Here is a 13,469-nt window from a genome sequence, read left to right as displayed (position 1 = left end):
ATAGGCATCTCGTTCATCAGTTGATGAGCTGCCTGTTCGGAGCGTACAGATCCGCTTATCCGCGCGGCGGCTGCGGCCTCGTCCGGCGTGTCGCGATGGCTTCATGCGGATCGTCCGGCCAATAATGCTTCGGGTAGCGGCCTTTCAGATCTTTTTTGACCTCGAAATAGGTGTTCTGCCAGAAGCTCGCCAAGTCCTGCGTGACCTGCACCGGGCGCCGGGCCGGCGAGAGCAGGTGCAGCGTCAGCGGCACCGCGCCGTTCGCGATCCGCGGCGTCTCCTTCCAGCCGAACACTTCCTGCAGCCGCACGGCGAGCACCGGCCGATCCGGATCGGTGTAATCGATCGCGATTCGCGATCCGCTCGGCACCGTCATATGGGTCGGCGCTTCCCGCTCGATCTGCTGCCGCTTCTCCCATGGAAGCAGCGCTTCGAGCGCCGCCGCGAGGTTGAGGCGCTGCAGGTCCGCACGGCTTCGCATCCCGTAGACGTGCGGACCGAGCCACTCCTCCAGCGTCGCGAGGAGGGCTTCCTCCCCGGCATCGGGCCAATCCGGCTGATGCCGGTGCATGAATTGAAGGCGCGTCTGCCATTGGCGCGCCTGCTTGGTCCACGGCAGCAGGGCCAGCCCTTCCCGGGCGATGCCCTGCAGCAGCGCGCGCTGGACCGCCTCCGCATCGGGGGCGGGGTGCGGCGCGTCGGCGAGCGTGAGCGCGCCCAGCCGAACGCGCTCGCGCGCGCGGACCGCTTGGGCCGCCGCGTCCCAGGCGACCTGCGTCTCCCGCACGAGCTGCTCGGCGAAGTGCCGCTCCAGCAGGGCGCGGGCCACAGCCGCCGCCTGCAGGATGCGGCTGTCCGCGCCGGTGTCGTCGAGCTGCAGGGCGACGAGGTAGGGCTCGCGCGCCAGCGGAGCATTGCGGGCCACGGCGGGAGCGAAGGCCGCCCCGCGCCCGTTCGCGAGCAGGTAGCGGCCGTCCGCCCGCCGCTCCGCGATGCGGTCCGGGTACGCGAACGCGGCCAGCAGGCCCGCCTCGGCGGCGGATGGCGGCGGCGCGTCCGCGGGGGCGCCGAACGCCCGGCGGTAGCGCTGCGCCTGCTCGCGCACCTGGCGGACGGCGCCCTCGTCCAGCCGGCCGCCGGCCGCAGCCGCCGCCTGCGGAGCGCGGCGGGCCGCGAGCGCCTCCAGGCGCAAGGACAGATCCGGGCTCAGCGGCGTCTCCGCCGCACCCGGGTCCTTGCGGAAGAGATCGCGCTCGCCAAGCAGCGCCGCCAGATCGCAGGCGGCGGCGCCGAGGCCAAGCGGCTCGGCCCGCACGATCATGTGCGCGATCCGCGGGTGCAGGCCGCTCCCGGCCAGCTCGCGCCCGTGCGCCGTCAAAGCCCCGGCCGGCGTCAGGGCGCCGAGCCGTTGGAGCAGATCGGCGCCTTGGGCCAGAGCGGCCGCGGGCGGCGGGGTCAGCCACCGCAGGTCGGCGGCGGCGGTGCCCCAGGCGGCCAGCTCCAGCACGAGCGGGGCCAGATCCGCGTCCAGAATTTCCGGCGTATTCTGCGCCGGAAGCTGGGCGTGGCGCGCTTCCGGCCAGAGCCGGTAGCAGACGCCGGGGCCCATCCGGCCGGCCCGGCCGCGCCGCTGGTCGGCGGACGCGCGGGAGACGGGCAGCGTCTCCAGACGCGTCATCCCGGTGCGCGGCGAGAAGCGCGGCACGCGCATAAGGCCGCTGTCGACGACGATGCGGACGCCTTCCACCGTCAAGCTGGTCTCGGCCAGCGCCGTGGCGAGCACGACCTTGCGCCGGCCGTCCGTCCCGGGCGCGATCGCGGCGTCCTGCGCTTCGGCCGAGAGCTGGCCGAACAGCGTGGCGATCCGCACCCGCCCGTCCATGCCTTGCGAGCGCAGCTCCGCATGGAGCGCCTCCTCCGTGCGGCGAATCTCGCCCGCGCCGGGCAGGAACGCCATGAGGTCGCCATCATGGCGCTGCAGCGCCGCGGCGATCGTCCGGGCGACCGCCCGTTCGAGCGGCACGCTCTCCGGCTGCGGGGCATAATGCGTATCCACCGGATACGTCCGTCCCGGGCTATGGATGACGGGCACGCCGCCCAGCAGGGCGGCGACCGGCTCGGCCTCCAGCGTGGCGGACATGACGAGGATACGCAGATCGCCGCGCAGCAGCGCTTGCGATTCGAGCGCCAGCGCCAGGCCGAGATCGGCGTCGAGATGCCGCTCATGGAACTCATCGAAGATGAGCAGGCCCACGCCCTCCAGCGCCGGGTCGTCCTGCAGCATCCGGGTCAGGACGCCCTCCGTGATGACTTCCACCCGCGTCGCGGCGCTCACCTTCGTATCGAGGCGGACCCGGTAGCCCACGGTCTCGCCGGGCTTCTCCCCCATCGCCCGCGCCATATAGCTGGCGGCCGAACGGGCCGCCAGCCGCCGCGGCTCCAGCATCACGATGCGCTGGCCGCGAAGCCAGGGCTCGTCCAGCAGCGCCATCGGCACGCGGGTCGTCTTGCCCGCTCCCGGCTCGGCGACGAGCACCGCCCCGCCGCCAGCGTGCAGAGCCTCCTTCAGCGCGGGCAGGGCATTCTCTATCGGCAATCGGTTCTGTTGCTCCACCATTCTTTCACTCCAACTCCATCTCTGATTCCATTCGCGGCGGCGTCAATCGGCGTCGCGACCGGTGAAGGGGGCATGAGGCCGCATTCCTGCGGCGGGGCAGTACACGACAGTTCCGTGTTCCTGGCCCGTCTTCCCTTCGTCCATCATAGATGAGAGGCGGCACCGTTGGCAATGCGGCAGGGCAGGAGCCTATTATTGGACGAAACGCATTTTCCGCTGGTTCGTATGTAACGGTATAGCTAACGTCTAACGGAAGGGGGTGAGCGGAATGGATATCGAGTTGTCCATCGATTGGTCGCTGATGTTCCTATTGATCAGCATGTGCAGCTTGTTGGCCGGATACTTCTTGTCGGCCCGGCTGCAGGCCCCGTGCCTGCACGCGCACCTCTCGGCGCGGCTCTCGGTCCCCGCTCCTCCCGAAGGCGAGTCGGCGGTTCATCCCCTTCTGGCCGGTCTGCGGCGCATTCGGAGCAAAATCCCGCGCCGCAGCGGGAAGCGGACCCTGGATGAACCCCAGTCTCTCTCTGTGAATCACCAACAGCGTATATTCACAGGGAGGGATGTCGATGGCTCTGTTACAAGGGATAATAGATATTTTGTATGTGGTACTGACAGGTCTGTACGGCCTGATTGGGGATTGGGGCATCGCCGTAATCCTATTCACGCTGGCGGTGCGCGGGCTGCTCTTTGCTATGAGCCTGCACACGTCCAGGCAGCAGCTGCGGCAAGCGAGAATGCAGAAGGAGCTGCAGGCCGTTCGCGCGCAATGCGGAGAAGACAGTGAACGTCTCCTTCAGGAGACGGGCAAGCTGTATGCGAAATACGGAATCCGCCCGATTTCTCAACTGGCATCGCTGCTCGTGCAAATGCCGATTCTCTACGCGCTGTATCAATTATTCTCTGTTCACGGAAGCGCGATGAGCTCCTGGCTCGTCCCCTGGGTGGCCTCCTTCGCGCAGTCCGATCCGTGGCATATCGTTCCGTTCGCCTATGCGGCGGTATCGTTCATCAGCATGCTTATCCCGTTGACGGCCGAGCTCGCCGGAGCCGGCAGCGGCCTGAGCCGCAGCCTTCTGCCGCTGCTGGCGACCGGACTGTCCTTGCTTTTTCTGTGGAGAATGCCGGTCGCGCTTGGGCTGTATTGGACAGCGAACAAGCTCTATTTTATTATGGAGCGGCTGTTCTTCCGCACGGGCTGGGGCCGCCGCCTGCTGTATAAAAATATGCCGGAGGCGTCCTAACCGGGGAAATACGAGCGCGAGAGACGGGGCGGATAAATTGGGCTCCGGCTCCGGACTGCGACTCTTCTTACCAACTGCAACGAACAGAGGCAGGATGCCGCGGCATCCTGCCTGTTATTTCGTTCGGTCACCCTAACCCTTATATTCCGATCTCAGAATTGACATAATCGAGAGCGATTCGAATTGATCCCCATTAAAAAGGCAATCCCGCAATGTCCCTTCATGAACGAAGCCGACCGCTTCATAGACGCGGCGCGCGCGTCCGTTCCCTTCCTTGACATCCAGCCAAATGCGGTGCGCCTCCGTCTGCTCCCAAATCCATCGCACGATCAGCCGCAACGCCTCGGTCCCGTACCCCCGGCGCTTCTGCTTCAGCGCGATGCGTTGGATGCACACCGACCGGTTCGGATCCGTCAACCCCGTCACAATCAAGTACCCCACCGGAGCGCCCTGCTTGTCGCGAAGCACGGCATGGAGCACATCCTCTTCGGTCAGGGCGGCCCGATGCCGCTCCGCGGTCCATTGCCCGATGAACGGGCGATTGTCCGGGTCGTTCTCGGTCTCCAAGACGAAGACCAGATCCCGCTCTTCCGTCGTCCGCAGTTCCAGCTTGGACGATGCAATGATATTTCCCTTGTTCATCGACCTCATCCTTTCGCGAACCAGGCCTCATAAAGCCGGCCGATTCCGTCTTCAATCTCCTGCTCGCTGACGCCTCCGTAGCCGAGCAGCAGGGTGGGGGCTTCGGTGTCCGCGCCTTCCCCCCCAATAGTTCGAAGTCGGGTACACCTTCACCCCGACACGGGCCGCCGCCTGCAGCAGCTCCACTTCCGTCATGCCGTTGCCGACGCGAAGCAGCACGTGAAGTCCGGAATCTTGGCCGATGATCCGGACCTGTCCGCCCATCATGCGCTTGACGGCAGCCAGCAGGGCCGCGTGCTTCTTGCGGTAAATTTTGCGGATTTTCCGCACATGCCGATCCCAGTGCCCTTCCTCCATGAACCGCTCCAGCGTCAGTTGATGCAGCTTGGATGCGGTCTGCTCGTACACGGCAAAATCGGTCCGGTACCGTTCCAGCAGCGCCGGCGGCAGCACCATATAGCTGACGCGGATGGACGGCAGCAGCGACTTGGAGAAGGTGCCCATATAGATCACCCTTCCTCCTGAATCCAGTCCTTGCAGCGCCGGAATCGGCTTCGCATGATACCGGAATTCGCCGTCATAGTCATCCTCAATGATGAGGCCGTCCCGCTCCTCCGCCCACTGCAGCAGCCGCAGCCGCTTCGCCACCGGCATGACCATGCCGCATGGGAACTGATGGGACGGCGTAATATAGACCGCCTCCGCGCCGCTCGCCTTCAACAGACCGACGTTCAAGCCGTCCCGCTCCATCGGAACGGAGACAAGGCGCAGCCCGTGGTTGCGGAAGATCGCCCAGGCGCCGTCATAGCCGGGATTCTCGATTGCGACCGTCCGGCGTTCGCTCGCGATCATCTGGCTGATCAGCATCAGCAGCTGCTGAATTCCTGCGCCGATCACGATCTGCTCCGGCTCGCAATCGACTCCCCGCGACCGGCGCACATAAGCGGCAATCTGCTTGCGCAGCCCGGGCTCGCCCTGCCGATCCCCGTATTGCAAGGCCTCGACGGGCATCAGCCGCCATATGTCGTTCGACAGCTTGCGCCAGAGCGGGAGCGGGAAGCCGCCGGCATCGATGTTGCCGTGCCGGAAATCAATCTCATAGTCCATGGCAGCGGCCGGAGCGGCTGGCGGCGGCGCATCCCGCTGGCGGCTTGGCGGAGGCAGCTCCGCGTCGCTCTCCAGGTCGCAGACGAACAAGCCGGCGCGTGGCCGGCTATCGGCATAGCCTTCCGCCTGGAGCTGCTGATAGGCAGCCTCGACAGTGTTGCGGCTCAGATGCAGGCTCTCCGCGAGCTGCCGAATCGAAGGCAGTCTCGTTCCCGCGGGAATGGCGCCGCTCAAAATCTGCCGCTTCATATACCGGTAGATCTGCTCGTATTTCGGTTCCCCCGCCTGTTCGTCAAAGTATGGAATCAGGTCCACCATTAGCCCCCCTTCTGTCCCCATCAAGAACCGTAAATCTGTCACTTATCGTCAGGACAGTGATTGCCTATGATTATAGCAGACTTTGCAAGCTTTGATTACCTGAAGAAAGGAACATCGTGGATGAGCATGTGGTTCAGTTATATGCTGCTTGGTATTTCGCTGTCGGCCCCGGTCGGACCCGTGAATGTGGCCCAGATTAAAGCCGGCCTGAGAGGAGGGTTCTGGAACGCCTGGTGCGTCGGCATCGGCGCGATGTGCGCCGACGTCGTGTTCATGCTGCTGATTTATTTTGGGGCAGCCGCCTATGTAACGACGCCGCTGGCGAAGCTGATCATCTGGCTCCTGGGCTGCGGCGTGCTGCTGAAGCTCGGGTATGACAGCATCCGCGAAGCCCGTTCCGTCATCGATGCGGAAGATACCGGCGGTTCAGCCCGGAAGAAATCGGTCAGATCGTCGTTCTTGTCCGGCTTCCTCATCGCGATTGCCAATCCGATGAACATCGTGTTCTGGATCGGCATCTATGGATCGGTCATGACCAAAACGCTGGAATCCTCGGGGAACGGCCAGGCGTTATGGTTAAGCTGCGCGATTTTTGCCGGAGTGTGCCTGTGGGACTTCTCGGTCTCGCTCGTCGTCCATCTGAGCCGAAGAGCCCTCTCCCCGCAGCTGATGAAATGGATCTCGATCATTGCCGGGTGGTCGCTTATCGGGTTCGGCGTCTACTTCGGTTATTGCGCTGTTCAACAAACCATTCTGCTGCTGCGCGGATAACGGGAATCTGCTCTTTCTTTACAATCCGGCCGTTCTCCATGTACACTGATTTCGTTCAAATATGATTCGAGGCATACGATTCAGTTGCCCCCGCATAGGGTAAACAACATAAAACCGCGTAGAAAAACGATGTATCGGGAGGACGCCGCTTTATGACCTTTTATCCGGAATTGCTTGCGATGCCGTTCCATGGGATCGCGGTCGTCTAATGGATATTCGCCGTCATCGGCATCCTCGCCGGAGGCTACGATCGCAAGACCGTGCTGAAGAGCTCGGCCGGAGCGGCCCTGGTGCTGTACGGCGCCGCCAGCTTTTTCATTTACGCCGTGTCCTACGACGCTCACCATATGGAAGCGCGGATGCTGCAATCTTTGGATGACCTGCATACCGGGACGACCAAGGATCTCAATCTGATCCGGCCGGTTGATCATATTGTCGCCAAGGTCGGGGCGTTCCGTGATGACGACATTTACCGGATCACGGTCTATGTCGGCAATTATAACGAGAACACGGCATTCAACGGCAGCCTCTAGTGTGAAAATGTATGATGCGCAGGGCAGCATGCTGGAAGAGAAGACGTACAAGGAACTCCATCTGCAGCCACCATCATATACTCATCGGCCATATACTCATCGGCGCAAAACATGAATAATACGTTCCTTACCCCATTTTTCCTCCGATCAAAAAACTGTCCCCCGGACCTGTGCGGCCTCTTGGGGACAGTCTGCTGCTTGCGCCTACCCTTGGTGGCGCTGCAGGAAATCGACGATCGCGCGGTACACCCGCATTTCGTTCTCTCTCTTCGTGAATCCATGCCCTTCATCGTCCAGCACGATATACTCGACATCGCGTCCTTGCTGGCGAAGCCGCTCGACGATCTGGTCGGACTCCGCCTTGACGACGCGCGGATCGTTCGCGCCCTGGATGACCAGCATCGGGTTCGTCATGCCTTCGAGATAAGTAATCGGGGAATCCTTGATGAAGCGCTCCTTGTCGCGCTCCGGATGGCCGACCCACCGATCCATCATCGGCTTCCAATGCTCCGGCACCGAATGGTAGAAGGTGAACAGATTGCTGACGCCGAAGATATCGACCGCCGCCCGGAAATAATCCGCATGGCGTCCGGCCAGCAGCAGCGTCATATAGCCGCCGTAGCTGACCCCCACGATGAACAGGCGCTCCCTGGACGAGATGCCCTGCTCGAACAGCCAATCCATCCCGGCCACGCAATCGAGACGCGGGCCTTCCCCCCAGTCGCACTCGACCAGCTTCACGAACGAGCTGCCGTAGCCGGTGCTGCCCCTGAAGTTCGGAGCGAAGATATGGTAGCCCTGGGCGAGGAAGTATTGGAACATGCTGCGGAATTGCTTGCGCTCCGCCGCCTGCGGACCGCCATGCGGCCAAAATATCGTGTAGCCGCTGGCCGCTTCCTCCTTCGCCCGGAACAGCAGCGCCTCTATCTCCATCCCGTCGAAGGAGGAATAGGTGACGACCTCCGGCTCTACCATCTGCTCGGGCGTCAGTCCGGTCGGCAGGTTCCGGGTCAACTGCTTCCAGCCGCCGTTCGCTTGCTTGTAAATATTCGCCGGAGAGGCTGCTCCGCGGGCGAGCAGGTAGACGGTGCCCGATTTGGCGACATGAATCTGGTCGACCAGCGAGTTCGGAAGCTCCATCGGCGCCAATTCGCGCGCATCCAGCGAGAACCGGTACAGGCGATCCTCCACCCCTTTTTCCGTAACGAAGTAGAGCGTACGGCTGTCCTTGTGCCACTTGATCTCGACGATGCCTTCCCGCGGAATCCGGCACAGCTCGGAAAACTGGCGGCTCGGAATATGGTAAGAAGCAGCGTAGGCATACTCCGACTTGTAATCGGTGGTGAAGACAATCATGTCTTCATCCACAAAGATGGCGCGGCTGCTTCGGTGAACCTCGCTCTCTTCGGCGGGTACCAGCGGGAGGTCGCCTTCTTCGGTGCGGACATAGAGCACGCGATAGGTATTGCTATAGGAATGGCCGTAGACGAAGCGGCCCTCGCCCGGGCTGACCGCCTCCAGATCCGTGGCCGCCCCCTCTCCCTCAATCAGAAGCTCGTCCTGCTTCGTCCGCAAATGGTATACGCGGCTGTTCAAAAAATTCGGATTATTCCGGCTCGTGCAATAATATAATCTCTCCCCGTCCTCCGACAGGTGGGCGAAATACATCTTATCCTTCTCATCCGCCTCGAACAGCGGTATCGGCTTGCCTCCGGCCGGCGGAAGCGCATAGATGTGGTAATTCTCGTCTCCGTCGCGATCGAAGCCGCACAGAATATGGCGCTGCTCCGGGTCGATGGCAATGAAGCTGCTGACCTGATTGATATACGTCAGCGGGTAAGGGAAAGCGGTCCCCTCCATCTCTATCGCCCACAGATTGTAATGGCCGTTCAGGTTGCTGCTGAACACGATTCGGTTCTCATCCCGGCTGACCGCGAACTGGCGAATGACCGTCGTCTGGAAATACTGCTCTACATCGGGCTTTGGAAACTGCAGCATCATAACCCCTCCTCGTATAGTATTTCCTGAAGGCAGTTTTGAGTCTTTTTCCAGTCCTTTATAGGAACATAGAATGCCTTCAAAATTTCCAGCTTGCACATTGAAAATTAATATGGGGACTGGACTTTCCGGAATGTCTCTGGACAATGGAACTTAGGGTTCCATTCGGGGAAATTCGTCTCCCTCCTGTAGTCCAATCTACTTTTTAAGTCTGTTTCTCCGGTACTCGCTTGCACTTCTTACCCGCTGGCTGTTCCCTTCGGCAACTCATGCCCGACTGTAGCAGCGTCGGGGCAGCTCATGAACCGAAGCGTGTTCTCATATGCGAGGGTGATTGATCGGCGAGTGCGCCGGAGACAGTCCGGAGAGTCCGTTCCCTGAATCCCTTATAGAAAGGAGGAATTCTCTTGAAGCTTTTTGTCGGTATTGACGTCAGTTCCGAAGAACTGGAAGCCTGTTTGATGAAATCGGATGGCGACACCCTGGAGACCTTCAAGACCACCAACAATCTGCACGGCGCCTCTTACTTGCGGGATCGCATCATTTCTGCTGCGGTCAAGACAGCCTGCTCTGAGGTTCATATCGGGCTTGAAGCCACATCCGTCTACAGCTGGCATCCAGCCATGTACTTGCATGAAGATGAGGCCCTTCAACAATTGAATGCCAAGGTGTTCACCATTAATCCGAAGCTGATTAACAAATTCAAAGACGCTTATGCCGACCTGGACAAAACCGATCGCATCGATGCCTGGATCATTGCAGACCGCCTGCGTTTTGGCAGACTCACGACGACTATCGTGATGCAGGAACAGTACATCGCCTTGCAGCGGCTCACTCGCATGCGATTCCATCTCGTACACAACCTTACCCGCGAGAAGCAATACTTTTTGCAAAATCTGTTCTACAAGTGCAATGCTTTTCGCGCGGAGGTGGACAGTTCCGTGTTCGGCCATGCCATCATGGAAATGCTCTCGGAAAAGTATAGTCTGGATGAGATGGCGAATATGGATGTCGCCCGTTTGGCTGACTATCTCAAGGACAAGGGGAGAAATCGTTTCCCCGATCCCGAACACGTCGCCCGCTGTATTCAAAAGGCGGCTCGGGCCTCGTACCGTCTCTCGAAGGTTGTCGAGGATTCCATTGATTTGGTGCTGGGCACCTCAATTCAGTCGATCCGGAGCATCCAGAGTCAGCTTAAAGAGCTCGACAAGGCGATTGAGCGCATTTTAGACGGCATTTCCAGCAGCCAGTGCCTCCGTTCCATTCCGGGCATTGATCGGGTCTATGCCGCAGGCATCCTGGCCGAGATCGGCGACATCGACCGCTTCACGGATCAAGCCGCCTTGGCCAAGTATGCGGGTCTGACGTGGCGCAAGCACCAATCCGGCTCCTTCGAGGCGGAAGATACAAAGCGCATTCGTTCCGGCAACCGATTCCTTCGCTACTACCTTGTTGAAGCTGCCAACTCGGTAAAAAACCGCGACCCGGAATTCGGGGAGTACTACCGGAAGAAATTCAATGAAGTCCCTAAGCATCAACACAAACGTGCCCTCGTCTTAACGGCAAGAAAACTTGTGCGTCTGGTCGATGTGCTGCTACGCAACGACCAACTCTATACGCCCAGAAGGAAGGTGAAGCCGACAGAGCAATAATGCCTTGGCTCATGAATTTTCTTCTCTAATTCCCAGTTAAATTATGGTATTTTACTTAATTTTCGACTGGGTCTAGTTTGGTGATGCCTTTTTTGGGATTGATCCTGCTGCACGCCAAGGAAATTTTCCAATTCTCATCAATCAGGGACTTGACATCATACCGCTGGACTTCTTGGCGCCAAACCGGGAAATGGAACGGCACCGCATCCCAAAGTTTGGCATAGGAATACGTCTATCATATCCCGATTTCCGCTTCCGTGTAAAGCGGGCTTTCTCATGGCGCAGGCCGCGCCAGCCCTGACCATTCAAGGCGGATCGTCTGTTGCTGTATAAGAAAATCCCCATGCTGCGGCGGTGTCCCGTTCCGTTCGCAGGACCCCCGTTTATTTAACCGCTGTTCTTCGATGGGCTCGGCTTATTTTTCCCCCAATAGGCGCTTCCGTCGGTCTCCCGATCCAGGAAGCCGTATTCCATGAGGTCACGGCGCAGCGTAACATCATCGGCATGCGCCGCCGGGACCGCCGATGGAAGACGCAAAAGGCCGCTCCGCCGGCTCATGACGAGCCGGGCGGGCAGCCCATTCCATGGTTGCTTTATTCTGCTATGCCTTTTGCCGGCTGGATTGATATCGCGGTGAACTTCCCTGAGGAAGACATCATTCCGTATATCGACGGCTGGCCTTTCTTCGTGTATTCGAACATCATCGGATAGTCCGGACTCCAGGACACGGAATATCCTTTCATATCGATTCCGAAAATTTTCTTGACGATCGGCGAGACGGCGGCAAGCTTCTTCTCGTTGCTCATTTTGTTCGCCATTTTTTCCATTTGATCATAATCAATGGGCTTGTTGTCTAATACGGAGACGCTCCATATTTTCCCCGTCTTTGTCCCTACGACTACGGAAGCCTTCCCGTCACTGTCGTTGAACATCCAGACATCTGCGTCCACAGCTTTGGTGCGGATGGCCTCCGTCAGCTTCGGAGCGGACACGCCCGCCGCTTTGGACATCTCTTTGACCGCTTCCTGCGCCCGGGCCAACGCCTTTTTATCCGCTTGAGCCGCCGGGTATTCAATCCCCGCGAAGGTAACGGCGCCATTGCTGACCACTACGCTTGCATCATCGCTATTGATAGAATAAGTGATGCTCTTTTCTGCTGCCTCTTTCGCTTTAAAGACATCGGTAAATTTGAATTTTTTCTTCCCGTCCAGCGCTTTGAGCGCCTTCTCCGCAGCTTGTCTGTCCTTGTTCGGCACTTCCTCATAGGAAATCGCCGCGCTTACATACAGGGAATTATCGATATCCTCGATAAGGAAGCTGGCATAGTCGTGCTCGTTCGCGCCGGTAAGAAAGATCATCTCATCTGATTGATAAGCATGGGTCAGTTCAATCTCTTTCCCTGCGAGCTTCTTCATTTCCTGCTGCACCCGCTGAAGGAGAGCAGCATCGATATCCTCCATATTCAGTTCAACGCTCTCTTCTTCCCAATCCCATTCCTCGGCCTGCGCATGCGCCGGAACAGCGCTTAAGAGCAATGCGGCCATCCACAGCGGCGCGATCCATCTGACCCACTTGGTCCATCTCATCGTCGTGTCTCCCCCTATGTATTATTGAACATGGAACAGGGACGCCGTACACCCCCGACCACCCTCCTAATTATACGAAGGAAATACAGGATTATACAATGAATAATTGTTCATTATATGATTTCACTAGGGCGTGTACGCAAACTATCGAAATAGCCAAATATCTGGTAAACTTATCCTATGAGAAGACGATATGAGATACGAGATGACCAATGGGAACGACTCAAAGACCTCTTGCCACCGGAACGGAAACCACAGGGTGGACGTCCGGCAATCGATAACCGAAAAATGTTCAATGCCATGCTTTGGGTGATTCGTTCTGGTGCGCCTTGGCGAGACTTGCCAGAGCATTATGGCTCCTGGAGCAGTGTCTACAGTCGTTTCCGCCGCTGGGAGAAAGCAGGCATCTTTGATCGAATGCTAGACGTTCTGGCTGCCAATCCCGATGACGAAAGTGTTATGCTCGATGCTTCCATCGTTCGTGTTCACCAACACGGCGCGGGGGCAAAAGGGGGCAGCAATTCCAAGCCATCGGACGATCACGCGGAGGATTAACCAGCAAGATTCATGCCGTTGTAGACGGCCTTGGCAATCCGCTACGCTTCGAAGTAACCGCAGGCAACATCAATGATTGTGTAACGGGTTATGAGATCCTGCAAACCCAAGACATACAAGGTAAACATGTTTTGGCGGATCGCGGATACGATACCGATAAAATCATTGCGCTTTTGGAAGAGAAACTGGCCCATTCCGTCATTCCCAGTAAGAAGAATCGCACGATCCAACGTACAACCGACTGGTGGTTGTATAAAGAGCGTCATCTGGTCGAATGCCTGTTCAACAAACTCAAACATAATCGTCGGCTGGCAACTCGGTACGATAAATTGGCCTGTACTTTTGTTGCCTTCTTAAAGCTGGCCTCTTCCATGATCTGGTTGGCTTAAGGTTTGCATACACGCCCTAGAGAAGAGTGTAACCCACGGATATATAAGAACCGTGCAGCA

The 13,469-nt window shown here is 59.1% G+C and carries 11 protein-coding genes; 5 read left to right on the top strand and 6 right to left on the bottom strand.

Translation table 11 applies throughout. The features are described from left to right. Positions 1-55: 55 nt before the first annotated feature. Positions 56-2,617 (bottom strand): ATP-dependent helicase HrpB, encoded by a 2,562-nt coding sequence (gene hrpB, locus OCY70_RS09105; protein ID WP_261944810.1) that lies wholly within the window; start codon positions 2,615-2,617, stop codon positions 56-58. A 566-nt stretch (positions 2,618-3,183) separates the two neighbouring features. On the opposite strand from hrpB, the gene OCY70_RS09100 reads away from it, so the two are divergent. Next, positions 3,184-3,858, top strand: a complete 675-nt coding sequence (locus OCY70_RS09100) for a YidC/Oxa1 family membrane protein insertase (protein WP_261944809.1) — start codon at positions 3,184-3,186, stop codon at positions 3,856-3,858. Positions 3,859-3,990: 132 nt separating this feature from the next. On the opposite strand, the gene OCY70_RS09095 is transcribed toward OCY70_RS09100, so the two are convergent. Then, a complete protein-coding gene (locus tag OCY70_RS09095) occupies positions 3,991-4,500 on the bottom strand; it encodes a GNAT family N-acetyltransferase (RefSeq protein ID WP_213426653.1) in 510 nt (169 codons plus the stop codon). Between the two features lie 51 nt (positions 4,501-4,551). Then, entirely contained in the window at positions 4,552-5,925 is a 1,374-nt protein-coding gene (gene pdxR, locus OCY70_RS09090; protein ID WP_306433907.1) for a MocR-like pyridoxine biosynthesis transcription factor PdxR, read from the bottom strand. 126 nt (positions 5,926-6,051) lie between these two features. On the opposite strand from pdxR, the gene OCY70_RS09085 reads away from it, so the two are divergent. Both OCY70_RS09085 and OCY70_RS09080 read left to right on the top strand, forming a co-directional pair. Then, positions 6,052-6,696: a LysE family translocator gene (locus OCY70_RS09085; RefSeq protein WP_213426658.1), complete on the top strand. Its 645-nt coding sequence runs from the start codon at positions 6,052-6,054 to the stop codon at positions 6,694-6,696. 260 nt (positions 6,697-6,956) lie between these two features. Then, positions 6,957-7,229 (top strand): hypothetical protein, encoded by a 273-nt coding sequence (locus tag OCY70_RS09080; RefSeq protein ID WP_213426654.1) that lies wholly within the window; start codon positions 6,957-6,959, stop codon positions 7,227-7,229. Between the two features lie 204 nt (positions 7,230-7,433). Here the strand turns inward: OCY70_RS09080 and OCY70_RS09075 are convergent, their stop codons facing one another. Continuing rightward, positions 7,434-9,227, bottom strand: a complete 1,794-nt coding sequence (locus OCY70_RS09075; protein WP_213426655.1) for a S9 family peptidase — start codon at positions 9,225-9,227, stop codon at positions 7,434-7,436. A gap of 407 nt (positions 9,228-9,634) precedes the next feature. Here OCY70_RS09075 and OCY70_RS09070 point away from each other — a divergent pair, with 407 nt between their 5' ends. Further along, positions 9,635-10,879, top strand: a complete 1,245-nt coding sequence (locus OCY70_RS09070) for an IS110 family transposase (protein WP_261944499.1) — start codon at positions 9,635-9,637, stop codon at positions 10,877-10,879. A 387-nt stretch (positions 10,880-11,266) separates the two neighbouring features. Here OCY70_RS09070 and OCY70_RS09065 read toward each other — a convergent pair whose 3' ends face one another. Together OCY70_RS09065 and OCY70_RS09060 are read right to left on the bottom strand one after the other, a co-directional pair. Continuing rightward, positions 11,267-11,416 carry a DUF2087 domain-containing protein gene (locus OCY70_RS09065; RefSeq protein WP_390905227.1) on the bottom strand — a complete coding sequence of 50 codons (150 nt, stop codon included), beginning with the start codon at positions 11,414-11,416 and terminating at the stop codon, positions 11,267-11,269. Between the two features lie 56 nt (positions 11,417-11,472). Next, entirely contained in the window at positions 11,473-12,465 is a 993-nt protein-coding gene (locus OCY70_RS09060; RefSeq protein WP_261944808.1) for a hypothetical protein, read from the bottom strand. A gap of 180 nt (positions 12,466-12,645) precedes the next feature. Between OCY70_RS09060 and OCY70_RS09055 the strand changes: the two genes are divergently transcribed. Continuing rightward, positions 12,646-13,409, top strand: a protein-coding gene (locus tag OCY70_RS09055; RefSeq protein WP_390905211.1) for an IS5 family transposase whose coding sequence is annotated in 2 segments (ribosomal slippage) — positions 12,646-12,982 and positions 12,982-13,409 — 765 coding nt in all. Because the reading frame shifts where the segments join, the coding sequence is not laid out codon by codon here. Positions 13,410-13,469: the final 60 nt, after the last annotated feature.

It is taken from the genome of Paenibacillus melissococcoides (assembly GCA_944800085.1).
GTDB lineage: Bacteria > Bacillota > Bacilli > Paenibacillales > Paenibacillaceae > Paenibacillus_B > Paenibacillus_B melissococcoides.
The sequence above is the reverse complement of the archived record's forward strand: the minus strand, read 5'-3'. Positions and strand labels throughout refer to the sequence as shown.

Bases quoted from the DNA above. Each gene is read 5' to 3' on its own strand.
- hrpB (WP_261944810.1), bottom strand. From the start codon at position 2,617: ATGGTGGAGCAACAGAACCGATTGCCGATAGAGAATGCCCTGCCCGCG.
- OCY70_RS09100 (WP_261944809.1), top strand. From the start codon at position 3,184: ATGGCTCTGTTACAAGGGATAATAGATATTTTGTATGTGGTACTGACA.
- OCY70_RS09095 (WP_213426653.1), bottom strand. From the start codon at position 4,500: ATGAACAAGGGAAATATCATTGCATCGTCCAAGCTGGAACTGCGGACG.
- pdxR (WP_306433907.1), bottom strand. From the start codon at position 5,925: ATGGTGGACCTGATTCCATACTTTGACGAACAGGCGGGGGAACCGAAA.
- OCY70_RS09085 (WP_213426658.1), top strand. From the start codon at position 6,052: ATGTGGTTCAGTTATATGCTGCTTGGTATTTCGCTGTCGGCCCCGGTC.
- OCY70_RS09075 (WP_213426655.1), bottom strand. From the start codon at position 9,227: ATGCTGCAGTTTCCAAAGCCCGATGTAGAGCAGTATTTCCAGACGACG.
- OCY70_RS09060 (WP_261944808.1), bottom strand. From the start codon at position 12,465: ATGAGATGGACCAAGTGGGTCAGATGGATCGCGCCGCTGTGGATGGCC.